Source organism: Sphingomonas sp. NBWT7, from assembly GCF_014217605.1.
Lineage (GTDB): Bacteria > Pseudomonadota > Alphaproteobacteria > Sphingomonadales > Sphingomonadaceae > Sphingomonas.
The window spans coordinates 1,175,428-1,198,474 of the sequence record NZ_CP043639.1; the positions used below are offsets into that span (position 1 = coordinate 1,175,428).

At 67.0% G+C, this 23,047-nt stretch carries 23 protein-coding genes; 7 read left to right on the top strand and 16 right to left on the bottom strand.

From position 1 onward, the window contains the following. Window positions 1-71 precede the first annotated feature (71 nt). Both rpsG and rpsL read right to left on the bottom strand, forming a co-directional pair. Window positions 72-542: a 30S ribosomal protein S7 gene (rpsG, locus tag F1C10_RS05955; protein WP_185209592.1), complete on the bottom strand. Its 471-nt coding sequence runs from the start codon at window positions 540-542 to the stop codon at window positions 72-74. A gap of 77 nt (window positions 543-619) precedes the next feature. Continuing rightward, window positions 620-991 (bottom strand): 30S ribosomal protein S12, encoded by a 372-nt coding sequence (gene rpsL / locus F1C10_RS05960; RefSeq protein ID WP_022691828.1) that lies wholly within the window; start codon window positions 989-991, stop codon window positions 620-622. Window positions 992-1,280: 289 nt separating this feature from the next. Here rpsL and F1C10_RS05965 point away from each other — a divergent pair, with 289 nt between their 5' ends. Further along, a complete protein-coding gene (locus tag F1C10_RS05965) occupies window positions 1,281-2,240 on the top strand; it encodes a hypothetical protein (protein ID WP_185209594.1) in 960 nt (319 codons plus the stop codon). 6 nt (window positions 2,241-2,246) lie between these two features. On the opposite strand, the gene F1C10_RS05970 is transcribed toward F1C10_RS05965, so the two are convergent. The 7 genes from F1C10_RS05970 to F1C10_RS06000 form a co-directional block, all read right to left on the bottom strand. Beyond that, window positions 2,247-3,230, bottom strand: coding sequence for an alpha/beta fold hydrolase (locus F1C10_RS05970; protein WP_258043096.1), 984 nt, complete (start codon window positions 3,228-3,230; stop codon window positions 2,247-2,249). Between the two features lie 84 nt (window positions 3,231-3,314). Continuing rightward, window positions 3,315-3,665 (bottom strand): DUF3140 domain-containing protein, encoded by a 351-nt coding sequence (locus F1C10_RS05975; RefSeq protein ID WP_185209595.1) that lies wholly within the window; start codon window positions 3,663-3,665, stop codon window positions 3,315-3,317. 144 nt (window positions 3,666-3,809) lie between these two features. After that, the gene (locus F1C10_RS05980) at window positions 3,810-4,565 is read right to left on the bottom strand and encodes a sulfotransferase (protein ID WP_258043097.1); all 756 of its coding nucleotides are present in this window, start codon (window positions 4,563-4,565) and stop codon (window positions 3,810-3,812) included. After that, a complete protein-coding gene (locus F1C10_RS05985) occupies window positions 4,562-5,482 on the bottom strand; it encodes an aminotransferase class IV (RefSeq protein ID WP_185209597.1) in 921 nt (306 codons plus the stop codon). The genes F1C10_RS05980 and F1C10_RS05985 overlap by 4 nt, the downstream gene beginning before the upstream one ends. 99 nt (window positions 5,483-5,581) lie before the next feature. Further along, window positions 5,582-6,982, bottom strand: coding sequence for a dihydrolipoyl dehydrogenase (lpdA, locus tag F1C10_RS05990; protein WP_185209599.1), 1,401 nt, complete (start codon window positions 6,980-6,982; stop codon window positions 5,582-5,584). A 3-nt stretch (window positions 6,983-6,985) separates the two neighbouring features. Continuing rightward, on the bottom strand, window positions 6,986-7,186 hold the full coding sequence (locus tag F1C10_RS05995; RefSeq protein ID WP_185209601.1) for a hypothetical protein: 201 nt from the start codon (window positions 7,184-7,186) through the stop codon (window positions 6,986-6,988). Between the two features lies 1 nt (window position 7,187). Further along, complete coding sequence (locus tag F1C10_RS06000; protein WP_185209603.1) at window positions 7,188-8,582, bottom strand: pyruvate dehydrogenase complex dihydrolipoamide acetyltransferase; 1,395 nt, start codon at window positions 8,580-8,582, stop codon at window positions 7,188-7,190. A 106-nt stretch (window positions 8,583-8,688) separates the two neighbouring features. Here F1C10_RS06000 and F1C10_RS06005 point away from each other — a divergent pair, with 106 nt between their 5' ends. After that, window positions 8,689-9,141, top strand: a complete 453-nt coding sequence (locus tag F1C10_RS06005; RefSeq protein WP_185209605.1) for a universal stress protein — start codon at window positions 8,689-8,691, stop codon at window positions 9,139-9,141. A 67-nt stretch (window positions 9,142-9,208) separates the two neighbouring features. Here the strand turns inward: F1C10_RS06005 and F1C10_RS06010 are convergent, their stop codons facing one another. Further along, on the bottom strand, window positions 9,209-10,003 hold the full coding sequence (locus F1C10_RS06010; RefSeq protein WP_185209606.1) for a hypothetical protein: 795 nt from the start codon (window positions 10,001-10,003) through the stop codon (window positions 9,209-9,211). 148 nt (window positions 10,004-10,151) lie between these two features. On the opposite strand from F1C10_RS06010, the gene F1C10_RS06015 reads away from it, so the two are divergent. Then, window positions 10,152-11,489, top strand: a complete 1,338-nt coding sequence (locus F1C10_RS06015) for a M20/M25/M40 family metallo-hydrolase (RefSeq protein WP_185209608.1) — start codon at window positions 10,152-10,154, stop codon at window positions 11,487-11,489. 151 nt (window positions 11,490-11,640) lie between these two features. Here the strand turns inward: F1C10_RS06015 and F1C10_RS16675 are convergent, their stop codons facing one another. Together F1C10_RS16675 and F1C10_RS06025 are read right to left on the bottom strand one after the other, a co-directional pair. Then, window positions 11,641-12,834, bottom strand: coding sequence for an RcnB family protein (locus tag F1C10_RS16675; protein WP_258043099.1), 1,194 nt, complete (start codon window positions 12,832-12,834; stop codon window positions 11,641-11,643). A gap of 131 nt (window positions 12,835-12,965) precedes the next feature. Then, window positions 12,966-13,451 (bottom strand): GAF domain-containing protein, encoded by a 486-nt coding sequence (locus F1C10_RS06025; protein ID WP_185209610.1) that lies wholly within the window; start codon window positions 13,449-13,451, stop codon window positions 12,966-12,968. A 121-nt stretch (window positions 13,452-13,572) separates the two neighbouring features. On the opposite strand from F1C10_RS06025, the gene F1C10_RS06030 reads away from it, so the two are divergent. Both F1C10_RS06030 and F1C10_RS06035 read left to right on the top strand, forming a co-directional pair. Continuing rightward, complete coding sequence (locus F1C10_RS06030) at window positions 13,573-14,874, top strand: isoprenylcysteine carboxylmethyltransferase family protein (RefSeq protein ID WP_185209612.1); 1,302 nt, start codon at window positions 13,573-13,575, stop codon at window positions 14,872-14,874. A gap of 101 nt (window positions 14,875-14,975) precedes the next feature. Further along, window positions 14,976-17,126 carry a hypothetical protein gene (locus tag F1C10_RS06035; RefSeq protein WP_185209613.1) on the top strand — a complete coding sequence of 717 codons (2,151 nt, stop codon included), beginning with the start codon at window positions 14,976-14,978 and terminating at the stop codon, window positions 17,124-17,126. A 4-nt stretch (window positions 17,127-17,130) separates the two neighbouring features. Here the strand turns inward: F1C10_RS06035 and F1C10_RS06040 are convergent, their stop codons facing one another. After that, window positions 17,131-18,396 carry a glutamate-5-semialdehyde dehydrogenase gene (locus F1C10_RS06040; RefSeq protein ID WP_185209615.1) on the bottom strand — a complete coding sequence of 422 codons (1,266 nt, stop codon included), beginning with the start codon at window positions 18,394-18,396 and terminating at the stop codon, window positions 17,131-17,133. A 115-nt stretch (window positions 18,397-18,511) separates the two neighbouring features. Here F1C10_RS06040 and msrB point away from each other — a divergent pair, with 115 nt between their 5' ends. Then, window positions 18,512-19,009: a peptide-methionine (R)-S-oxide reductase MsrB gene (gene msrB, locus F1C10_RS06045; RefSeq protein ID WP_185209617.1), complete on the top strand. Its 498-nt coding sequence runs from the start codon at window positions 18,512-18,514 to the stop codon at window positions 19,007-19,009. Between the two features lie 24 nt (window positions 19,010-19,033). Here the strand turns inward: msrB and F1C10_RS06050 are convergent, their stop codons facing one another. From F1C10_RS06050 to F1C10_RS06060, 3 genes are all read right to left on the bottom strand, one after another. Continuing rightward, entirely contained in the window at window positions 19,034-19,618 is a 585-nt protein-coding gene (locus tag F1C10_RS06050; RefSeq protein WP_185209619.1) for a CHAP domain-containing protein, read from the bottom strand. Between the two features lie 135 nt (window positions 19,619-19,753). Beyond that, the gene (locus F1C10_RS06055) at window positions 19,754-21,286 is read right to left on the bottom strand and encodes an MFS transporter (protein ID WP_308458080.1); all 1,533 of its coding nucleotides are present in this window, start codon (window positions 21,284-21,286) and stop codon (window positions 19,754-19,756) included. Beyond that, a complete protein-coding gene (locus tag F1C10_RS06060; protein WP_185209621.1) occupies window positions 21,283-22,101 on the bottom strand; it encodes an SDR family NAD(P)-dependent oxidoreductase in 819 nt (272 codons plus the stop codon). Before F1C10_RS06060 ends, F1C10_RS06055 begins: the two co-directional genes overlap by 4 nt. Before the next feature lie 145 nt (window positions 22,102-22,246). Between F1C10_RS06060 and F1C10_RS06065 the strand changes: the two genes are divergently transcribed. Further along, window positions 22,247-23,035, top strand: a complete 789-nt coding sequence (locus tag F1C10_RS06065) for an SDR family oxidoreductase (protein ID WP_185210105.1) — start codon at window positions 22,247-22,249, stop codon at window positions 23,033-23,035. Window positions 23,036-23,047: the final 12 nt, after the last annotated feature.

The window sequence follows — 23,047 nt, forward strand, 5'->3', positions numbered from 1 at the left end:
AGCAGGCCCACGGCCGGCTCCCCACGATATAGTTTACCTGCGTGACGCTTCCAAGACGGAAGCAGATGTCACTACCAGCGATAGTGGCTGAAGGCGCGGTTCGCTTCCGCCATGCGGTGCGTGTCCTCGCGCTTCTTCACCGCGTTGCCGCGGTTGTTCGATGCGTCGAGCAGCTCGCCCGACAGACGCGCGTCCATCGTGTTCTCGCTGCGGCCGCGCGCGGCGGTGATCAGCCAGCGGATCGCCAGCGCCTGCGCGCGCTCGGGACGCACCTCGACCGGCACCTGGTACGTCGCACCACCGACGCGGCGCGAGCGCACTTCGATGCCCGGCTTGATGTTGTTCAGCGCATCGTGGAACACGCCGATCGGCTCGCGCTTCGCGCGCGCCTCGACCGTGGTCAGCGCGGAATAGACGATGCCCTCGGCGACGGACTTCTTGCCGTCCAGCATCACCGAGTTCATGAACTTCGACAGAACCTCATCCCCGTAGACGGGATCAGGCAGGATTTCCCGCTTTTCGGGACGACGACGACGAGCCATCTGGTATCTTCCTTCTAAACTTCAGCCTTTGGTGGTCAGCAGCCGATCCCAGCATTCTCGCGGATCGGCGGACCGGCTTACTTCGGACGCTTGGCGCCGTACTTGGAGCGGGACTGCTTGCGATCCTTCACGCCCTGCGTGTCGAGCACGCCGCGCAGCACGTGGTACCGCACGCCTGGAAGGTCGCGCACACGGCCGCCGCGGATCAGCACCACCGAGTGCTCCTGCAGGTTGTGGCCCTCGCCCGGAATGTAGCTGATGACTTCGCGCTGGTTGGTCAGGCGGACCTTGGCCACCTTGCGCAGCGCCGAGTTCGGCTTCTTCGGGGTCGTGGTGTAGACACGGGTGCACACGCCGCGCTTCTGCGGGTTCTGCTCCATCGCAGGGACCTTCGACTTGGCCTTCTGCGGATCGCGGCCCTTGCGGACCAGCTGGTTAATCGTCGGCATTGAAGCCTTCACCTTTCATTAGGTTACTTTGCTGGAGCCATAACAGCACTTGGAATACGAAAAGGACCAAGGAGCGATCGCGCGCGACCTCCCGGTCCTTCTAGCATCCAGCAATGTTCAAGCTTGCCCGCGACCGGGCGGACCGGGTGCGAACCGGCGCGCCTATACGCCGCGACTGTCCAATGGTCAATGCCGCCACCCCTTAACGGCGCGGCAAGCAAGACGGCGCATAGCACACCCGATGGCCCCGCGACTGCCTCCCGAACCAAGCGTCCCGGCTGCCCTTGTCGTGGCGGCCGGGCTGCTCGTGCAGACAAATGCGGCGGGATACGATCACTATATAAGAATAGGGGCCGGATCGATCGTAGCAGTCGTGGCCATGGTGGCGGCGTTCGTGCACCTGACGCGGGTCCTCACGGCTCGCGAACGCACCCTCCCGCCAACGCCGCGCTTGAAGCCGAGCGCGGTGCTCTTGCCCGTTTCACTCATGTTGGCGGCCTATCTCACGGGGGCCGCCCGGCTGGGTGGCGTCGATGCCGTGTCCGTGGCGATGGGCTTGATGGCACTCGCGGCAGGCGTCGACCATCGGCACCGGCCCATGCTCGGCTGGTTGGGCCTCGCCGTCGCTGTGAGGCCCGACGCGCTGGCGATTGCTCCCTTCGTCCTCGCGCTACTAATCCGCCGACGCGTGCCGATCCGCGAGTGGCCGATCGCCGCGGCTATCTGGCTCGCAGCACGATGGATTACAGTTGCGCCGTCGGCAGACTCGTCAGGGCGTTCGATCAAAGCTCTACCGACCCCCGGCCTTTCCACGATCGTCGATCTGCTACCGCCACAAGCGGCCGTCCCGCTTACCGCGGTAATGATGGTAGCGGCCATCGGCTTTGCATCCGCCTATATAGCGCGCACCACCGTCGCCGTGCTCTCCACGCGGTCGCTGATCGCGTGCGCCGCGCTCTCTCCACTGACCGTCGCCGGGCTGCTGCCTGGCACCCACGGCAGCGCCTTCCTCCTCGCGAGCCTCGTTGCCCTGGCGATCGCGGCGGCTTGGCCAGACCAGCGAAGCATCGCCACGGCGGCGGTCTTGCTGGCGGGGTCGGCGCTAGCGGAGGCCAGCGCCGCCGTAGATCAACCTGCGCTTGCCGCATTCGGCGCAATCTGCGTCCTATCCGCCGCGATCGCTCTTGCCCGGCCGCTGCGCGACGCGCCCGCGAACGACAATTGGTATCCCGCCCGCCTCAGCGCGTAGCGCGGCTCAGCGGATCGTCGTCAGCAACGTCTGTTCGAAGCGCGCGGGATCCTCGACCTGCGGAGAGTGACCCAGCCCGTCTAGCCGGACCAGCGTTCCTTTCGGCATCTTGCGCACCGCCTCGGGCGCGACCAAAGGGATGGCACGCAGGAACTGCCGCAAGGACGCGGGAACCTGCTGGCGCCCGAACGCCGTCTTGTCGAGAGTCCCGACGATCACCGTCGTCGGCGGCTTCAGCCGGTACAGCTCGTGTGCGACGGGCTGCGTCTTGATCATCTCGCTCGTCTTCGCATGCGCGAGCGCAACGGTATCGCGCCCCTGCCCGGCGTACATGCCGGACGCCATCCACACCCAACGATCGTACGACGGCTTCCATGTGCCGTGGTAGTAATTCTCCTGCTGATACGCCTTGATCGACGCGTAAGTCGTCTTCTTCTCACCCGCCCACAACGTATCGACGTCGAGATACGGCAGCCCTTCCTCGGAGCGATCGACGAGACCAAGAGGATTGACGAGCACGAGCCGGTCGACCGCGTCCGGGAACATGATCGCGTAACGCATCGCGAGCATGCCACCCATCGAATGCCCAACCATCGTCGCGCGCGTCACCCCGCGCGAGGCGAGCAGGCGCCGCGTGTTGTTCGCCAGCATTTCGAAACTGTATTGCGCCGCCCGCGGCTTCGACGATTTGCAGAAGCCGATCTGGTCAGGAACGATCACGCGATAGCCCGCCTGCGTCAGCGCCCGCGTGCTCGATTCCCACGTGGCGCCGCAGAAATTCTTGCCATGCAGCAACACCACCGTACGCCCGTTGGGGCGCGGCGCGGCGATATCCATGAAGCTCATCGTCGCCGGCTGGCCGACGACGTCGAGCGTCATCGTCTGCACCGGCCACGGATAGGTGAAGCGTTCGAGGTTGGGGCCGAAATCAGGGCCGGCGCCATATTGCTGCGTCGCCACCGTACCGCCGACCGCCAGCGCCAAGGCCACCAATCCCGCCGCCTGTCCTATCACCGTCCCACCTTCCGCTATCGTAACGAACGGGCGCGCGTTAACCGTGACGGCGACGGATTGCTATTCCTCGAGTGGATCGTGCCCCCAGTTCATCAGTGAATAGCGCCAGTCGCTATGCTCCTTGTCCTTCGACGGCCCGCCCTGCGCGAGGTGTCGGTTAACGTAGCTGACGACCTTCTTCATGTGCGCGTAATCGTCGTCGGTGAGATCCGCCTTCTTCTTGCGCTTGATCTCAACGATGCGGCGGCCCGACGCATGCCCGACGCTCTCGCCGCCCGACTTGCCATCATCGCCCTTCCAGCCGACACGCTTCGAATCGTCGCTGTCGAGGAACTTTTCGAGCGTTGCCGGCGCCATGTTCACCGCATCCTTGAAGTCGTCGTAGATCTTTTCCTTGTCGTTGTCGGCCATCGGTGTGTCTCCTTGCGACAACAACCGATCACCTCACCGCAGGTTCAGCCGACGCGGTTGCGCCACGCAAGAAAGTACACCGTAGGCCAGGTCCTTCATGCCCCTAGCGATCGTATGACGCACGGCGCGGCGACCGCCCTACCCTCAAGCTGCGCGCAGTCTCCACCGGCTCAGCGCCTCGTAATCGTCGCGGCAGGCGTCCGCGACGCGGGCCAGCGCGTCCGGCAAGCTGGGCGCGTCCTGCTCGGCACCCCCGAACCCGGTCGACGCCTCGACGCGGCCGTACCAATGCGCCGCCCAAATCCCGTCGTCCGGGTGCCGTCCCGCCGGCCAGGCGAGCATCGCGTCGTCCCACGCGATGCCCAACGCCGCGCACAGGCGGCGAAGCGTGTCCGCGGGGTCGCGCAGCACGTCGGCGGAGTCGATGACCGGCGGCGCATGACCGATACGGTCGGCCTCGCGCTCGAACAACGCGCGCTGTTCGGCGACACCCAGATCCGCCGGCGTCACACTCTCGCGCTTCGCAGCGTAAGACGCCGCCATGCGCACCGGATCGCGGATCAGAAACGCGTGGACGACGCCGCGCAGATCGTCGGGCGCGATCGGCCCGACCATGTGGTGCGGCATGTGCTTCTGGTACCACACCGTCGCATCGCGGGGTGCCGGCCCAGCCAGCGTATCGGCGACCGAGCGCCAGTCGCAATCCATGCTCGCGATCACCGCATCGCGCATCGGATGGTCCGCGCCGCTCTCGCGCAGGAAGCAGCCGTAGAACGGCTCGTCACTCACCGCGCAGTCGGCGCGCGACGAGAAGCTGCGCATCATCGCGGTCGAGATGTTGCGCGGGCCGGACCACATCGCGATGCGGCGCGGCGCGGCGCCCTCCGAACCGTCGCTCATCCCAGCTCGCGCTCCACCGCTTCGCGGTACAGACCCTGCAGCCGCTCGACCATCGGGCCGCGATCGGTACCGATCACCCGCCCGTCGATCGCGCCGATCGGGGCGAGCCCGGCGAACGTCCCCGTAGTGAACGCCTCGTCAGCGCCGTAGACGTCGGTCAGCGAGAAGTTGCGCTCATACGTCGGGATGCCCGCTGCGCGCGCCGTCTCGACGACGATCCGCCGCGTGATCCCGTCGAGGCAATAGTCGCCGGTTGACGTCCACACTTCGCCGTTGCGAACGATGAAGAAGTGCGTCGAATTGCACGTCGCGACGAAGCCGTGCGGGTCGAGCATCAGCGCCTCGTCGGCCCCCGCCTGCGCCGCTTGGATGCAGGCGGTGATGCAGTTGAGCTTGGAATGCGAATTGAGCTTGGGATCCTGTACGTCGGGGTAGCCGCGACGGACGTGCACCGTGAACAGGTTAAGCATCCGCGTGGCGGTGCCCGCCGCCGGGCTCTTCCACTCCGGGATCAGCACGATCGTCGCCGGCGAGATCACCACCCGCGGATCTTGATAGGGGGTGGAACGGATCCCGCGCGTCACCATCAGGCGGATGTGTACCCCGTCGCCGCCCATGTCGTTGGCGTCGAGCACCCGGCGCAGCCGCCCGGCCAGCTCGTCGCGGGAGATGCCTATGTCGAGCATGATCGCCTTGGCGCCCTGCCACAGCCGATCGAGATGGCGGTCGAGAAAGGCGATCTGGCCGCCGTAGACGCGCAAGCCCTCCCACACGCCGTCGCCGAGCATGAAGCCCGAATCGAACACCGACACCTTCGCCTCGGGGCGGCGGAACAGCTCGCCGTTGACGTCGATCAGCACATCGTCGTTGCGCGGATCGGGCGTGAAAACGTGGGTGCCGGTGGCGTGATCGGTCATCGCAATCTCCTGATGTTTCGTCACGCCCCGGCTGCGGGCGTCAAGGTTGGCTTCCGATCCGGCTCCGATACGCGCCATCGGACCGGTCGGTGCGCGCGATCAGATATGCAGCGGTCGTCCATAGGCGGAGAGCACCGCCTCGTGCATCGTCTCGCTGATCGTGGGATGCGGGAAGACGGTGCCCATAAGTTCGGCCTCGGTCGTCTCCAACGTCTTGCCGATTGTGTAGCCCTGGATCAGCTCGGTCACCTCGGCCCCGATCATATGCGCGCCGAGCAGCTCGCCCGTTTTTGCGTCGAACACCGTCTTCACGAAGCCCTCGGGCTCGCCGAGCGCGATCGCCTTGCCGTTGCCGATGAAGGGGAAGTTGCCGACCTTCACTTCGAAGCCGGCTTCCTTCGCCTTCGCTTCGGTCAGGCCGACGCTGGCGATCTGCGGGCGGCAATAGGTGCAGCCGGGGATGTTGCGCGGGTCCATCGCGTGCGGATGCCCGCCCGCGATCGCCTCGGCAGCAATCACGCCCTCGTGCATCGCCTTGTGCGCCAGCCACGGGGGCGCCGTGATGTCGCCGATCGCCCATACGCCCTCCACGTTGGTTCGGCAGGCGGCATCGGCCTTGACGAACCCGCGCTCGTCCATCGCGACGCCGAGCTCTTCGAGCCCGATCTTCGCCGTATTGGGGACGATCCCGACCGCGACGATGACGTGGCTGAATTCGGCCTTGGTCTCCTTGCCGGCCTTGTCCTTCAGCGTCGCGGTCACGCCCTTCGTGCCGATGTCGAGCGCCCCCACGCCGGCAGAGGTCATGATCGTGATGCCCTGTTTTTTCAGCGCCTTTTCGAGATGGGCGGAAACGTCCGCATCCTCCACCGGCACCAACCGATCGAGCATCTCGACGACGGTAACTTCGGCTCCCATGTCGTTGTAGAAGCTCGCGAACTCGATCCCGATCGCGCCGGAGCCGATCACCAGCAGCTTGGTCGGCATCTCGGGCGGGGTCATCGCATGACGATACGTCCAGATGCGCTTGCCGTCAGCCTTGGCAAACGGCAGGTCCCGCGCCCGCGCACCGGTGGCGACGATGACGTTCTTGTACTGAAGCTCAGCCTCCTTCCCGTCCTTGTCGGTGACGCTCAGCTTGCCCTGCCCGGTCAGCCTGCCCTCGCCCATGTGCACCGCGATCTTGTGCTTCTTCATCAGGTGCGCGACGCCCTGATTGAGCTGCTTGGCGACGCCGCGTGACCGCTTGACCACTGCATCCAGATCGGCCGCGAACCCATCGACCTTGAGCCCGTAGTCCTTGGCGTGGCTCATGTAATGATAGACCTCGGCGGAACGCAGCAGTGCCTTGGTCGGGATGCACCCCCAATTAAGGCAGATGCCGCCGAGCAGCTCGCGCTCGACGATCGCCGTCTTAAGCCCAAGCTGCGCAGCGCGGATCGCCGCGACATAGCCGCCCGGCCCCGATCCGAGAACGACGAGATCATAGTTTTCAGCCACTTGTCATCGGTTCCTTGATTTGCGCGCAGCCTTGGCGATCTCGGGAACGCTCATCGCCACGATCGCGAGCATCGTCACCCAGCCGACCGGCTCGAGCGAATCCGCGCCCTGCGGATAGGCCCACACGCCGGCTCGAAAGATTGCCAGCGTCAGCATCAGGCCCGCCGCGAGATGGACGAGCTCGATCGCCACCGCGCGGTTCATGTCAGGCAAGCATGCCCAGCGGGTTCTCGCACAATTGCTTGAACGCCTGCATCAGTTCGGCACCGTCTGCGCCGTCGATCGCACGATGGTCGAAGCTGCCCGTCGCACTCATCACCGTCGCGACCGCCAGTTCGTTTTCAACGACATACGGCCGCTTCTCGCCAGCGCCTATCGCGAGGATCATGCCCTGCGGCGGGTTGATCACCGCCTCGAATTGCTTGATCCCGTACATGCCCATGTTGCTGAGCGAGGCGGTGCCGCCCTGAAACTCCTCGGGCTTCAGCTTCTTGTCGCGCGCGCGGGCGGCGAGATCCTTCATTCGCGTCGAGATCGACGACAGCGACGCGCTATCCGCCTCGGTGATGACGGGCGTGATGAGCCCCTCGGGCGTCGACACCGCCACCGAGATGTCCGCGCGCTTGAACGTGACGAGCTCGTTCGGCGTGTACATCACGTTGCACTTGGGCACCTGGACGAGCGCCGCGGCAAGCGCCTTGATCATCAGATCGTTGACCGACAGCTTCACCGCGCGCGCCGACAGGCTCTCGTTGAGCTCGGTACGCAGCGCGAGCAGCTTGTCGAGCCGCACGTCCACCGTGAGGTAGATGTGCGGCACTTGCTGCTTCGATTCGGTCAGGCGGCGCGCGATCGTCTTGCGCATGTTGCTGAGCTTGGTCGTCTCGTGCGGGATATCGGGGATCGCCACCGCGGCCGGCGCGCGCTGCGGCGTGTCCGGGGCGGCGGCTTCCGTCGCGGCCGCCGAGGGCGGTGTCGCCGCGGCAGCTTCCGGCGCTGCGCCGCCCGTCGCGCCGTCGACATCGGCCTTGACGATCCGGCCGTTGGGCCCCGAGCCGCTGAGCGCGGCGAGGTCGACCCCCTTGTCGGCGGCGATGCGGCGCGCCAGCGGGCTGGCCTTGACGCGCGTGCCGCCCGCGCTCCCGTCAGCCGACTGTGCCGCCGCGCGGGGCGCCGGCGCCTTTGTCTCGGGATTGTCGGCGGACACGGGCTCGCCGGTCTCGCGATCGACCGGGGCGTCGATCTGCTTCCTGGCCGCTGGTTCCTCCGACGCACGCGCCTCCGCTTGCTGCTTCGCGGGGGCGGGCTTCAATGCGGGTTCTGGCGCGGGCGTCTCACCACCGGCGGCGCTTTCCTCCCCCTCGGCGTCGAGCAGCATGATGACCTCGCCGACCTTCACACCGTCGGTGCCCTCGGCCACGACGAGCTTGGCGACGACGCCCTCGTCGACCGCCTCGAACTCCATCGTCGCTTTGTCGGTCTCGATCTCGGCCATCAGGTCACCGGCCTTCACCGTGTCGCCCTCCTTCACCACCCATTTCGCCAGCGTCCCCTCCTCCATCGTCGGAGAGAGCGCAGGCATCTTGATCTCGATCGGCATGAGGGTCCTCGAACTGTTCCCGGGGAGGGCATTCGTCTCTCGCGCCGAGCCCTTGCGCGGTCAACCCCGCAGGCGGATAAGCCGCCGCGACAAGGGGCTCGCACACATGCGCATTTATCTGACCGTGATCGACGATACGCCCGAGGCGGAGATCGCGCTGCGCTTCGCCGCGCGGCGCGCGGTGAAGACGGGCGGCGCGGTCGAGATCTTGGCGCTGGTCGAGCCGCAGGAGTTCATCGCGTTCGGCGGCGTGCAGGCGACGATCGAGGAGGACGCGCGGCTGGCGGCGGAAAGCCTGGTCGCGCGCGCGGCCGGCACGCTGATCGAGGAATCGGGGCTGCGCCCGGCGATCACCGTGCGGCAGGGCGACGGCCCCAAGATCATCCGCGAGCTGATCGCCGCCAATCCCCAGATCGCCGCACTGGTGCTCGGCGCAACAGCGGATGGCCCGCCTGGCCCGCTCGTCGCGCATTTCGCGGGCGAGGTCGGCGCGCTTCCGGTGCCGCTGATGATCATCCCCGGCAGCCTTGATCGCGATGCGATCGACCGGCTCAGCTGACGCGGAGCGGCCCCCGCGTTTTGGTCGACGTGCCGGGCAGCCCGCGCTGCCCGACCCGTCGCTACCATTACTGCTTGTAGGCCTTGAACGTACCGCTCGAATTGTCGCGCGGATCACGCCACGCCGCTTCGATCGTCCGGCCGTCCGGGGCGACGGTATAGGTCGTCTCCTGCATCACCTTGCCGTTCTGCATGTCGGTCAGCGTCATCTTGTTGGGCGCGAGCAGCACCGCCTTGGTCATCGTCTTGCCCGGATCGCCGACGTTGGGGGCGTAATCGCCGCCGAACTTGGCGTCGAGCGTCTCACCCAGCGGCGAGGTTAGCTTCACCCGTTCCCGATCGACCTTCAGCGTCAACGTGCGCGCATTGTCGGTCACTTCGGTCGCCGACGTGTCAGTCTTCCACTGGCCCGACACGCGATGCGCCCCTGCGATCGGCGTTCCGACGCGCGTCTGCACCATCTTCTGATCGATCTTCGTGCCAGCGGCATTGTTGGTGTTGCTCATCACCGACGTCAGCGTGCTGCCGTCCGCCGAGACGGTGCGACGGCTCTCGCCGATCACCTTGCCCGCCTTGCGGAACTGGAACGTCGCGCTGCTGGCATCGGGCGTCGCGACCGCGACCTCGTCCCAATACGGCTTGTCGGCAACCTTGTGGAACTTGCCGTCGGCCGGCACGGTGAATGGGGGAAGGCACGTCGTGCAGGTGTAGCTGCCGTTCCTGATCGTCCAGCTATCGGGCTTGACGTTAAGCGCGGCCGATTTCGGATCGCCCTTCCACGTGCCGTCGAACGGGCTTTGCGCAAGCGCGGGGGTGGCGAGAAACAGCGCGCCGACGAGGAGCGCGGGTGAAAATCTGGTCATCGTGCAAATCCTGCCTCAAGAGGAAAACGCCTTGGACTCGCGACCGTATTTTCACCCATCGTTACGCTTGCGCGTCGACCGCGTCAAAGCACCCGGCGATAACGGATCGCGCCTTGTCGCTGACGGCCTTTGCCGGCATGCCGCGACCATGCCTTTTCACCCCCGTTCCGCCCGGCTGCGCGCCGCCCTGCTGCCCATCCTTCCCGCTGCCGCGATGCTGGCCGGCGCGACACCCGCGGTCGCGCGCGAGGCCCCGTCGCAGGAGCGCCTACGCAGCTCGGTCGAGCGGCTCGTCTCGTTCGGCACGCGCCACTCGTTGTCGTCGACGACTGATCCCGCCCGCGGCATCGGTGCGGCACGCAATTGGGTGGCGAGCGAGTTCGCAAGGATCGGCGCGACTTGCGGGGGTTGCATCGCGGTCGAGCGGCTAGAGCGCCGGTTCGTCAACGCGCGCGCGCCCGCCGGCGTGGTGATCGAGGACGTGCTCGGCATCCAGCGCGGCACCGATCCCAATCGCTTCATCATCGTCGGCGGCCATATCGACAGCCGCGTCAGCGATGTGATGGACGTGACGTCCGACGCGCCCGGTGCCAACGACGATGCGAGCGGCGTGGCTCTGGTGCTGGAGGCCGCTCGCATCCTGTCGAAAGAGAAGTTCGCGGCGACGATCGTCTACGTCGCCTTCTCGGGCGAGGAGCAGGGGCTGCTCGGCGCGACGCTGCTCGCCGAGACCGCGAAGGCGCGCGGCTGGCAGGTCGACGCGATGTTTAACAACGACATCGTCGGCAACACGATCGGCCAGGACGGGCTGCGCGTCGCTGACCGCGTCCGCGTCTTCTCCGAAGGTATCCGCGTCGGTGAGACGCTGGCAGAGGCGACGGAACGCCGCGCGATCGGCGGCGAGGATGACGGGCCGAGCCGCGCGCTTGCCAAGGCGATCGATGGGATCGCCGAAACGCTACCCGGCCGTCTCGACGTGTTCGTCGACCGGCGGCCCGATCGCTTCGGGCGCGGCGGCGATCACGAGCCGTTCCTGCGCGAGGGCTATCCCGCGGTGCGCTTCACCGTCGGCGCCGAGAATTGGGATCGCCAGCATCAGAATCTGCGCACCGAGAACGGTCGCGTCTACGGCGATACGATCGAGGGAATGGACTTCGACTACCTTGCCCGCGTGACGGCAATCAATGTCGCCGCGCTAGCGCAACTCGCCGCCGCCCCCGCCGCCCCGGCGGCGGTGTCCGTATCGGGCGAGCTGACACGCGACACGACGGTCTCGTGGCAGGCCTCTCCGGACGCCGCGCGCTATCGCCTGCGCTGGCGGCGGAACGACAAGCCGGCGTGGACCGACGAGAAGATCGTCACCGGCGCGACTCCGGTGGTGCTGAAGGAAGTATCGGTCGACGATCACTTCTTCGGCGTCAGCGCGCTTGGCGCGAACAGCGCGGAAAGCATCGTCACCTTTGCCGGACGCGCTCCACGACGCTGATCCGTGGACAGTCCGGCGCTACCACGGCCCTAGCAACGACCTCCGATGCGCAAAAAAGGGTGCGTCGCCCCTGTGGCAACGCACCCTTTTTCTACTCGCTAACGGCGGACCACGGCGCTTGCCGCAATGCCCGCCCCCCAACGCGTTGAGATCAGCGGCAGATGCACTTCGGCTTGGGTCGCCACACGCGCTTGCGCGCCTTCGGCCGCGAGTAGGTGACCGAATCCTCCCAGATCTCGGTGGTGGTCGTCGTCACGACGGGCTGGCTCTGGACCGAGATCGTCGTGATGCTCGAACCGGGATAGTAATAGCCGTTGGCATAATAGCCGCCGCCCGCTGCATAGCCCGCGCCGCCGGTGGTGGTGACGACGGTCGTCCCGCCGCTGGTGACGACCGGCGACTGCCCGTGGTAAATTACCGGCGGCGGCGGCAGCGGCGCGGCGCGCGTCGCAACCGCGGGCGGATAGCCGTAGCCGGGCTGCGGGTACGGCGCGCCGTAACCGGGCGCCGGCGGTACGCGGCCGCGATCCTCGGCGCGATCGACGGCATAGCCCGTCAGCGCACCCACGCCGCCGCCGATCAGCGCCCCGCCCAATCGGTTGCCGCGGCCGGCAATCGCCGCTCCGGCGACGCCGCCGACAACCGCGCCGACTGCCGCGCCGCCAAGCCCGGTGTCGCGCTGCGGATAGCCATAAGGCGCGCCGGGCGCATAACCGCCCTGCGCCCCATAGGCATAGCCGCCGTTCTGATAGGCGTAGCCGTCGTAGCCCGCTGCGTCGTCGTAATAGGTGTAGTCGGTGCCGTCGGCATCGAACCGGTCCCAGTCGACCCCGCCGATCGTGTCGTATACCGATCCGCGACCGTCGATCAGCACCGCGTCGTCATAGTAGCGCGACCAGGTGTAGTTCGCCGGCGGCTGCGGCAGGCCGTAGCCCGACCAGTCGTTGATGTACCAGTTCGGCTGAATCCAATAGCTCGGCAGCACCCAGCCGCGGACCGGACGCTGATACGCACCCCAGCCGCCCGGCGCGCGATAGCCGCCCCACCAGCGACCCTGGACGTGGCCGCCCCAGCGCGGGCGATTGTGGACGTAGCCCGGCTTGTTCCAATTGCCACCGCCCGGGCGGTTCCAACCGCCCGGCTTGCCCCAATTGCCACCGGGCTTGCCCCAATTCCCACCCGGCTTGTTCCAGCCGCCGGGACGTGACCAGCCACCCGACGTGCCGCCGACATGGGTATTCCCGATATGGGTACCGCCGCCGCGCACGACGACGCGTTGTCCCGCATCGGCCGCGGTCGCGGAAGCCATCGAAAGCAGCGCCGTCGCCGCCAACAGGGTTCGCATCGTTTCAACTCCCCGACTGGATCTATCAGGCGCGCAACGCCCGTCCGTCTTAACGAGTTGCTTACCATCGCACCCGCGGAGTCGCCAGCGCGGGGGCTGTCCCGATATGGATCAGCGTCGAAGAATGGTTGTTAGCCGATTCGCCCGGCGAGCAGTCCCGCCACCGCTTCGCATCCAGCCGCATCGGCCGGCGTGAATCGGCCGGCAACGGGGCTGTCGAGATCGAGCACGCCGACCAGCCGGTCGCCCGCAACGATCGGCACCACGAGTTCCGATGCGCTCGCGGCATCGCACGCGATATGGCCGGGAAAGGCATGGACGTCCGCCACCAGCTGCGTCGCGCGCGTCTGCGCCGCGGTGCCACACACGCCCTTGCCCAGCGCGATGCGGATGCACGCCGGCTTGCCCTGGAACGGCCCGAGCACGAGCTCGTCGCCGATCAAGCGATAGAAGCCCGCCCAGTTGAGATCCGGCAGATACTGCCACAGCAGCGCCGCGGCATTGGCCATGTTTGCGACGCCGTCGGGCTCATCGGCAGTCAACGCGTCCAGCGCGCCCAGGATGTCGCAATACAATGAAGCGGTGTCGTCGGCCGCGGCGATGTCGAACTGGTACATGGCGTGGCATGTAGTGGCCGGCGGCGCCACGGGCGAGCGCCTTTGTCGGCAGTCTGTCGCACGTCCGTCGCACGGCGGCTCTTTACGCGATCCATACGATTGCCGCGCTATGCCGCCCCGCATGTACCATGATGCCGCGCTCGCCGCCGCCGTCCATGCCGATCCCCGGCCCGCATCGGCGGTGTCGCGCGGCGTCGGCCTCGCGGGGCTCGCGGGGCTGCTCATCTGGATCGGCGTGGCGCGCGCCTATGGCATGGACGGGCCGTACGCGGGGCTGATGAACCTCGTCGCCTGCGGGCTGCCGATGGTGCTGTGGTCGCTGCTGATCGACAAGGTCCACCGTAATCCTACGACCGGTATCGACTGGGATCACCCGCAACCATGGCGCGCGACGCTCGACGTCAGCCTCGTCAAGCTCGTCGGGCTGTGGGTTACCTGGGCCGGGATCGCGCTGATCTACGCCACCGGCCGCTTCTACTGGGACGGCAATTACCTGTTCGCGATGTGGTGCTTCACCACCGCCGCGCCGTGGTTGGTCGTCGCGTCGATCCCCTATGTGCTGTGGCTCGACCGCCGACTGATCGAGCCGCGCGACGGCGCCTGGGCGCTCGGCGCCTGGGTGACGCACACCGCGTCCACCGACGGTGCCGCGATCGCCGGCCACCTGCGTGCGTGGGGCGTGAAGGCGTTCTTTCTCGCCTTCATGCTGGCGATCGTGCCGCCGGGCTTCGCCGAGTTCATCCGCACGCCGACGTTCGGTATTCTCGCTGATCCCGTGCGGCTGACGAACTGGCTCATTACGCTGATGTTCGTCATCGACGTCGCCTTCGCGACCGTCGGCTACATGCTGACGATGCGGCCGCTCGACGCGCATATCCGCAGCGCGAACCCCTATGCCGCGGGCTGGATGGCCGCCCTGATCTGCTATCCGCCGTTCATCCTGATGAACGAAGGCGGGCCGCTCGACTATCATCCCGGCACCGCCGATTGGACGTACTGGTTTGCCGGTCACCCGCTCGTGCTCGCCGCGATCGGCTTGGTGCTCGTCGGCTTCACGGCCGTCTACGCCTGGGCGACGGTCGCATTCGGGCTGCGCTTCTCGAACCTCACGCATCGCGGCATCATCACCCACGGGCCGTATGCCTGGTCGAGACACCCGGCATATCTGTCGAAGAACCTGTTCTGGTGGCTCTCGACCATCCCCGTCCTGTCGACGAGATCGCTGGTCGACACGGTCCGCGCGACGGTGTTGCTCGGCGTCGTCAGCGGCATCTATTACTGGCGCGCCCGCACCGAGGAGCGGCATCTGTCGCAAGACATGCACTACCGCGCCTATAGCGACTGGATGACGCGCAACGGCCCCGTCCCGCGCTTTTTCCGGCGTATCACCGGCGTCTCCACGCCGCTCGCCGCCGGCGGCTGATCCCCTCCGATCGTCGCCGAACCGGCACCGCGGCGACGTGGACAGGGCAACGGGCGCTGGCTATCGCTGCCCGGGGGCACGGCGCCCCGCCGGATTGCCTCATGCCTCGTTTCATCCTTCACATCGGCACCCACAAGACGGGGACATCGGCCTTTCAGCAGTGGGCCACACGCAACCGCGCGGCGCTGCGCGATGCGGGCTTCCTCTATCCGGAGACCGGCGCGACGCCGGACGGCAACCACCACGCCCTGTCGCTCGCACTCGCCGGCGGGGAGATCGATGCCGGCCGGCGCATACAGATCCTGCGGCAGTTCGATGACGAACTACGCGCCGCGCCGGACGCGGCGGTATTGATATCCGCCGAAACCATGTCGACGGTGCGCTTCTTCCCCCTCCTGCCGGCGCTGCGTACCGCGATCGAGACGCGCGGCGGCAGCGATCTCACCGCCATCGTCGCCGTGCGGGATCAATTGGCATGGCGTAATTCCTGCTACGCGCAGATGCGCGAAATGCTGACCGCCGTCCCGCCATTCGACCGCTTCTTCATGCCCGGGCCGCACGGCGTGCACAGCGGCAATTGGGAATATCTGGACGATCGCTACACGCGCGCCGGCTTCGCGCTTCAGGCGATCGCTTGCGATGCAGCGTTCCGGCGCAACGGCGTGGTCCACGCGCTGACGCGTCTGGCGTGCCTCTCCCCGCTTGCCGACATCGACACCGCGGATCGCCAGGAAGCGAATCCCAGCCTTAGCGCACTGCAACTGATCGTTGCGGACGAGGTGCGTAGCGCCATCGCCGGCCCCGACGGCAGCGTCGATTGGCCGCTGCGCAACCTCCTGGTCCCGCTCGTCATCCGCCATTCCGAAGCGCTCGCCGGACCAAGCTTCAACGGCCATACGCCGCACGCCGCGGCGGCTTATTCGGCGCTGTTCGAGGAAAGCAATGCGCGCTTTGCCGAGCGCCACTTCGGGCGCGCATGGCATGATGTTCTTCCCCCCGCGCCGCTCAAGCCGCTGTCGCCATGCGGGATCGACGATCTTCGCCCGGCACAGCGGCGCGCCGTGATGGCAGCGGTCGAGCGCGTGCTTACCGATCCCAAGGCGGTGCGGCGTATGGCTCGGCTTGCCGCCGCCGCCCCCGCGGCGGATAAGCCTTCTCCCGCGTCCCCCGCCCCGGACGCGGCAAACGCTGTCGCGCCCCCCACTCGCACAGGCCCGCCCGCGCGGATCCTGCTTCACGCCGGCTTCGCGAAAACGGGCACCACCGCGTTCCAGGAATCGTTGGCGACGCACCGCGCCGCGTTGCTCGAGGCGGGCTACCTTCTTCCCACCGCGGGCGTGAATGCCACCGGCAACGCGAGCACCCTGCTGACCGGCCTTGCCGGGCGGCTGACCCCTGCGCAGAACGAGACGATCGCGCGGCGCTTTCACGCCGAGGTGGCCGCGCATCAGGGCGATCACGTAATCATATCGAGCGAATCGGTCACCGCGCCCCTTCTCACCCCCCGCCGCCGAGAGATCGCCGAGGCGCTCACCGCGAACGGCAATCCGGTTACGGTCCTGCTCGCGGTACGCGATCAGGTGGCGCTGCTCAATTCGGCCTATGCGCAGATGCGCGCACAGTTCCACGCGCGCGATCCGTTCGAGGACTACGTCGCGAAGATCGTCGCCAACGGCCGGCTCGACTGGAACCGGCAGCGCACCTCGTTTGAGGAACTCGGGCTCGATTTCACGCCGCTCGCCTATACGCGCGCCGTGCAGGACGAGGGAATCGTGCGCGCGCTCGCCCGCCTGCCGGAACTCGCGCCACTCGCGCCGGTCTTTGCCAACGCCGCCGAGCATCGCGCAAACCGTTCGGCAGGCTGGAAACAATTGCTCGTCGCGGAGGCGCTGCGCGTGTGGCTTGAAGACGAGGGCCGCGCCATGCTGCCGGTGCAACGTCATGCTTTGCGGGGCATCGTCGATCGGCAGATGGCGGACATTCCCGACGCGCCGTTCAACGGCTTCCACCCAACGCTGCTTGCCTACGTTCGCGAGCAGTACGCCGAGAGTAACGACACGTTCGCGGCACGCCACTTCGATACGCAATGGGCGCTGCTATTCCCGCGCACCCCGCTGCCGCCGCGCTCCCCCGCTTCGTTCGATGACCTGGCGGCGGATGTCGCGACACAGCTTCGCGGTATCGTCGCCGCCTGTCGTGACGAGGCGGAAACCAGCATCGATTGGACCATGCCGCACCGAGCCGCTGCGTAAGCGTTCAGCCTCGGCCGCGAACCTGCCCGGTACCGCGGCCGACCCATTTGTAGGTCGTCAGCCCTTCCAGCGCGACCGGCCCGCGCGCGTGCAGGCGCCCGGTCGCGATGCCGATCTCCGCGCCCAGCCCAAATTCCCCTCCATCGGCGAATTGCGTCGATGCGTTCCACAGGACGATCGCCGAATCGACGCGGGCAAGGAATTGCTCGGCAACCGCCCTGTCCTCGGTCACGATCGCATCGGTATGATGTGATCCGTGCCGTGAAATATGCGTCAGCGCGGCGTCCACGCCGTCGACGATAGCGACCGAACAGATCGCATCGAGATATTCGGTGTCCCAGTCCGCGTCGTCGGCGCGTGGCACGCCACTCAACGCCGAGATCCGCGCGTCGCCACGTACCGCGCATCCCGCCGCGACGAGCGCCGCCACCACCCCCGCGGGATCGGGATAGGCCGCGTCGATCAGCAACGTCTCCATTGCGCCGCACACGCCCGTCCGGCGCATCTTTGCGTCAACGGCCACCTGGCACGCCATTGCCGGATCGGCGGAGGCGTGAACGAATACGTGGTTGATGCCGTCGAGATGCGCGAGCACTGGCACGCGCGCTTCCGACTGAACACGGCCGACAAGGCTTTTGCCGCCGCGCGGGATGATCAAATCGATCGCGCCCGCCGCCTGCAACATTGCGCCCACGGCCGCGCGATCGGTCGTCTCCACGCGCTGCACGGCGTCGACCGGCAACGCTGCAGCGCGAAGCCCGTCCGTGAAAGCCCGGTGGATGGCGGCATTGCTCTCCAGCGCCTCTGATCCACCGCGCAGGATCACCGCGTTGCCCGACATCACGCACAGCGCCGCCGCGTCGGCGGTGACATTGGGACGGCTTTCGTAGATGATGCCGATGACGCCGATCGGGACGCGAACGCGCGCAAGGTCGAGCCCGTTGGGCCGCACCGTCCTGTCGATCTCCGCGCCGAGCGGATCGTCCAGCGTTGCCACTGTTGCTAGGCCCTGTGCCATCGCCTCGACACGGACAGCGTCCAGCGCGAGGCGATCGAGCATGGCGGCGGAAAGGCCGTTGTCGCGCGCGCGTTCCATGTCGATCTGATTCGCCACGATGATCGCGTCGGTCGCGCGCCGCAGCGCCTCCGCGGCGGCGCCAAGTGCTGCGCGGCGCTGTTTCGTGGGTGATCCCGCGAGCACAGATGCGGCCCGCCTCGCGTCAGCGGCAAGCGTTGCGATCAGAGCGGCCGAGGCGGAAGGATCGGGCATCCAACAATCGCTAGCATCGTCGCGTCCCGCTCGCGAGTCGTCCGCTCATCCCGCCGATCGCGCTTTTTTGCCGCCCGGATGCTGCGCCGGTTGCGGCGCCTCCTATATCCGAAAGATGACCAGCCTGTACGATCGCCGCTCGACGCTCGCCGCCCTCGCAACGGGCACTGTCGCCGCCGTGCTGACCGCCTGCCGCGCCGCACCGGCCGATGCCGCGGCCGGCAATTTCCCCTATCGCCTGTCCGACAAGCAGTGGCGGGCGAAGCTATCGCCGGCGGCATATCGCGTGCTGCGCGAGGAGGATACAGAGCGGCCGTTCACCAGTCCACTCAACAAGGAAAAGCGCGCCGGCACCTTCACCTGCGCCGGATGCGGTCAGCCGCTGTTTGCGTCGAAGACCAAATTCGAGAGCGGAACCGGCTGGCCAAGCTTCTGGGCCCCCTTGCCGCGCGCCGTGGGTACGACGACCGACACTACGCTTGGCATGTCGCGTACCGAAGTTCATTGCAGCCGCTGCGGCGGGCATTTGGGCCACGTGTTCGACGACGGGCCACCGCCGACCGGCAAGCGCTACTGCATGAACGGCGTCGCGCTAGGCTACCGCGGGGCCTGACACTGCCCGCGCAATCCGTCGGCCTTACTGGCCGACGGTGATTGCACCTTTCATCGGCACCGCCGCGGCCGCAGCGATCGCAAGATTGGCGAGACGCGTCTCGTCGTCGCGACCCTGCGCGATCACCGGTGCTTCGCCCGGCGCGAGCAACGGCGCATGGTCGCTATAGATAAAGCCGTTGGTGGGGTAGCTCGACGTGCCGAGCCCGCCCTGCGGCGCGTACCACACCTTGACCATGCTCCAGTCGCCTGCCGCCGACACGTCGATCGCGCGAACGTCGCGCTCGATCCCGCCGCGACGCGACCAGTTCGCGTGCGTCAACAGGACTTCGCGATCGCTGACGATGCGGCTTACCATCGCCACGTGGCCGATGCGCATGCGGCGAGTAGGCTGGAAGGACAGGACCGCGCCGACCTTCGGCGTCTCACCGCGGGCGTAGCGGCCGGCGGCCTGGCCCCACCAGGTGTTGGCATTGCCATGGATCTGGATACCCGAGATCTCACGGGCGTACGGCGCGCACTGCCAGAATTGGGCGTTGGCTGCAGTCGCCGTCGTCAGGCCGCACGCGGCCATCAGCGCGAAACGCGCTGTAAAATTCTTGAAAGTCATTGCGACCCCCCGGTCAACGGATGTCTGTTGCAGTCCGGCTACGGGGGGTTGGAAACAAAAGAAATAGCGGCGGGAACCAAAGCCGATGAACGGTGTTGCCGCGCCGACGAACTGCCGGCGCGGCCGTTTTCCGCCTTAGGGAACGGGGTCGATCCGCTCCGAATCCAGCGCCTGCATGCGCAGCGCTTCGAGCCGGGCGCTATGTTCCGCCCGGCCGAACGGGAAGGCGCGATAGGTAAGCGCCGCGATCAGCGCGAGGCTGGTGGCGGTGACGATGTAGATGATCGTCAGGCGATCGACGACTTCGACCGGCACCTGACCCGGCACGGCCTTTTCCGGAAAGCCGGCGATCGCGAGGATCAGCCCGGTAACGAAGATGCCGACACCGCTGGTGCATTTCTGGATGAAGAAACCACCGGCGAAGAACACACCTTCTGAGCGGCGCCCGGTGCGCTGTTCCGAATCCTCGACGACGTCGGCCATCATCGACGCACCGAGGATGTGCGCGGTCACGCCGGCGGCGGTACCGGCGGCGAGGAACGCGAACAGCAACGGCAGCATCGCGGCATCGCCTACCTGCGGAAAGATGCCCGCGAGACGAAGCCAGTAAGGTGCGGTGCCGATGACGATCGCGATCAGCGCCGCGGTCGACGCCGCCTTGGGCTTGCTTGTCACCTGACCGAGCTTGGGCGCGAGGACAAAGGCAACCAGCACGCCGCCGAACAGCACGAAGCTGAGCGGCACGAACGTCGGCAGCGTCAGCCCGAGGATCGTCACCGTCGTGAAGCGCCAGACGTAGGTGTAGAGATAGTTGGAGATCGCATAGGTGATCCCCTGGTTGGTGTAGACGAACAGCCCCGCGACCATCAGGATCACGAACGCGCGATTCTTCAGCGTCTCGCCCAGCTCCTGGAAATTCTTCGCCAGCGACTGCTTCTCGATCACCGGATTGGGCAGGTTCGGGATCTCGCGATGCGTACCCATAGCCGACGTCAGGATCGCGAAGCCCATGAACAGCGCGCCCGCGATCGCGAAGCCCTTATAGCCGTCACGGTTAAGCAGCCCGTTGGGAAATTCGGGCGTCGGCGACAGGAATATCCAATAGGCGCCGATCAGCATGATCAGCCCCCCTGCCCAGCCGAACAGATAGCGATACGCCATGATCCGCGTCCGCTCGTCGTAATCGGTGCTTAGCTCGGCGGCCATTGCCTGGCTCGGCACCTCATAGGCGCTTACCGCGCTGCGCACGAGAACGGCGGCGACGAACAGCCAGCCTAGGATCGCCGTCTGCGACGCCTGCGGCGGGTTCCACAAAAGCACCCAACCAAGCATGATCGGCAGCGCCGCGCCGTATAGCCAGGGATGCCGCCGCCCCCAGCGGGTCCGCGTGCGATCGGACAGGAAGCCGACGGTCGGATCGACGAAGGCGTCGATCACCAGCGCGAGCATGATGACGAAGCCGACCGTCGCCGCCGGCACGCCGATCACCTGATTGTAGAACAGCAGCAGAAACGTGCCGAACCCCGAATCCTTGACGCCATAGGCCGCCGCGCCGAAGCCGTAGCTCGCCATCGTGCCGGTGCGCAGGCGCCGTGCGGGCGGCGGTGCACCCGTAGTTGCCGCCGTGCCCAAATCCGCCGCCGCGCCGCTCGCGATCGACGCGCTCACTGGAACGCCTCCAACGCGGCGAAGAGCCCGGGCTGCTCTGGATCCCAGCTCTGCCGTGTGCCGATCGTGATGCCGCCGTCGACGACGAGGTGCGTGCCGGTGATGAAGCCAGCGTCGTCGCTGAGCAGAAAGGTAACGGCGGCCGCGATATCCTCTGGCCGGCCGGCGCGCGCGACGGGCTGCGCCTTAGCGGCGACCTGCGCGATCACCTCATTGGCGGCGGCACGCTTCTCCTCTGCCACGTCTAAGTGGCGGGTGAAGATGTTGGTGGTGATGAAGCCGGGGATCACCGCGTTGACACGCACGTTGCTCTTAGCAAGGTCGGCGGCGGCAAGCTTCGACAGATGGAGAACGCCGGCCTTGGCGGTCGAATAGGCGATCGGCGCGTAGCCGGTGCCGAGCGCCGATACCGAGGACGTGTTGACGATCGCCCCCTTGCCGCGCTTCGCCATGATCGGCGCGGCGTAACGGATACCGAGCGCGACCGAGCGCAGCAGCAGGTTCTGGGTGCGATCCCAATCGCCGGGCGCGATCTCGTCGATCTTCTCGGGCGCACCGCCCGCACCCGCATTGTTGAAGAGAACGTCGAGTCCGTCGGGCGCCTCGATCAATGCGCGGATGTCGTCGGCATTCGTCACGTCGCAGCGCTGGAAGTGGATCTTTCCGTTCGACGTTTCGGCGATCTCGCGCCCTGCCGCCTCATCGATATCGCCGATCCACACTTCGGCGCCCTCCTCGGCAAGGCGCAGCGCGGTCGCGCGCCCGATCCCCGAAGCGCCGCCCGTAACGACGGCACGCTTACCCGAAAAGCGCATCCTCTGGTCCTAACTTTTAGCTGTTTTCGGCAGCATAGTATGGCCGGCGCCTTCGTCAATCATAACCCGTTCGAATTTTCGGTAGGGTGTTGTCGCGCCTGCGACCGGACGATAGGCGATGCGTGATTATCCGGGAGAGACGACGATGAGCTTCGCCAATCTGTTCAGCCTAGAGGGCAAGATCGCGCTAGTGACGGGCGGCAGCCGCGGGATCGGCAAGATCATCGCCAAGGGCTTCATCGAGCAGGGCGCCACCGTCTATATCTCGTCACGCAAGGCGGCGGCGTGCGAGGAAACTGTCGCCGAGCTCGGCGCCAAATGCATCGCGCTGCCGCAGGACGTGTCGACGGTCGAGGGTTGCAAGGCGCTGGCGACGGCGTTCGCCGAGCGCGAACAGCGGCTCGACATCCTCGTCAACAACGCCGGCGCGGCGTGGGGTGTCCCGTTTGAGGAGTTCCCCGAGAGCGGCTGGGACAAGGTGATGGACCTCAACGTCAAGTCGCCGTTCTTCCTGACGCAGGCACTGCACGGGCTGCTCAAGGCGCAGGCAAGCCACGACAAGCCGTCCAAGGTGATCAACATCACCTCGATCGACGGGCTGCGGCTCAATCCGTGGGACACGTACAGCTACCACGCATCGAAGGCGGCGCTGATCTATCTCACCAAGCGGATGGCAGCGCGGCTGATTAAGGACGGGATCATCGTCACCAGCCTCGCGCCCGGCGCCTTCGCGAGCGAGATGAACCGCGCCGCGCGCGATCACGGCGACGCGGTGGCGAAGGGCATACCGATGCGGCGGATCGGCAACGAGGCCGACATGGCGGGCGCGGCGATCTTCCTCGCCAGCCGAGCGAGCGACTATGTCGTCGGCGATACGCTGGTGGTCGACGGCGGCGTCGTCAACGCGTCGCTCGGCACCAGCCTCGACGCGTGACGTGAAATGGGG

Bases quoted from the DNA above. Each gene is read 5' to 3' on its own strand.
- rpsG (WP_185209592.1), bottom strand. From the start codon at position 542: ATGGCTCGTCGTCGTCGTCCCGAAAAGCGGGAAATCCTGCCTGATCCC.
- rpsL (WP_022691828.1), bottom strand. From the start codon at position 991: ATGCCGACGATTAACCAGCTGGTCCGCAAGGGCCGCGATCCGCAGAAG.
- F1C10_RS05975 (WP_185209595.1), bottom strand. From the start codon at position 3,665: ATGGCCGACAACGACAAGGAAAAGATCTACGACGACTTCAAGGATGCG.
- F1C10_RS05980 (WP_258043097.1), bottom strand. From the start codon at position 4,565: ATGAGCGACGGTTCGGAGGGCGCCGCGCCGCGCCGCATCGCGATGTGG.
- F1C10_RS05985 (WP_185209597.1), bottom strand. From the start codon at position 5,482: ATGACCGATCACGCCACCGGCACCCACGTTTTCACGCCCGATCCGCGC.
- F1C10_RS05995 (WP_185209601.1), bottom strand. From the start codon at position 7,186: ATGAACCGCGCGGTGGCGATCGAGCTCGTCCATCTCGCGGCGGGCCTG.
- F1C10_RS06000 (WP_185209603.1), bottom strand. From the start codon at position 8,582: ATGCCGATCGAGATCAAGATGCCTGCGCTCTCTCCGACGATGGAGGAG.
- F1C10_RS06005 (WP_185209605.1), top strand. From the start codon at position 8,689: ATGCGCATTTATCTGACCGTGATCGACGATACGCCCGAGGCGGAGATC.
- F1C10_RS06010 (WP_185209606.1), bottom strand. From the start codon at position 10,003: ATGACCAGATTTTCACCCGCGCTCCTCGTCGGCGCGCTGTTTCTCGCC.
- F1C10_RS06015 (WP_185209608.1), top strand. From the start codon at position 10,152: ATGCCTTTTCACCCCCGTTCCGCCCGGCTGCGCGCCGCCCTGCTGCCC.
- F1C10_RS16675 (WP_258043099.1), bottom strand. From the start codon at position 12,834: ATGCGAACCCTGTTGGCGGCGACGGCGCTGCTTTCGATGGCTTCCGCG.
- F1C10_RS06025 (WP_185209610.1), bottom strand. From the start codon at position 13,451: ATGTACCAGTTCGACATCGCCGCGGCCGACGACACCGCTTCATTGTAT.
- F1C10_RS06030 (WP_185209612.1), top strand. From the start codon at position 13,573: ATGTACCATGATGCCGCGCTCGCCGCCGCCGTCCATGCCGATCCCCGG.
- F1C10_RS06035 (WP_185209613.1), top strand. From the start codon at position 14,976: ATGCCTCGTTTCATCCTTCACATCGGCACCCACAAGACGGGGACATCG.
- F1C10_RS06040 (WP_185209615.1), bottom strand. From the start codon at position 18,396: ATGCCCGATCCTTCCGCCTCGGCCGCTCTGATCGCAACGCTTGCCGCT.
- msrB (WP_185209617.1), top strand. From the start codon at position 18,512: ATGACCAGCCTGTACGATCGCCGCTCGACGCTCGCCGCCCTCGCAACG.
- F1C10_RS06050 (WP_185209619.1), bottom strand. From the start codon at position 19,618: ATGACTTTCAAGAATTTTACAGCGCGTTTCGCGCTGATGGCCGCGTGC.
- F1C10_RS06060 (WP_185209621.1), bottom strand. From the start codon at position 22,101: ATGCGCTTTTCGGGTAAGCGTGCCGTCGTTACGGGCGGCGCTTCGGGG.
- F1C10_RS06065 (WP_185210105.1), top strand. From the start codon at position 22,247: ATGAGCTTCGCCAATCTGTTCAGCCTAGAGGGCAAGATCGCGCTAGTG.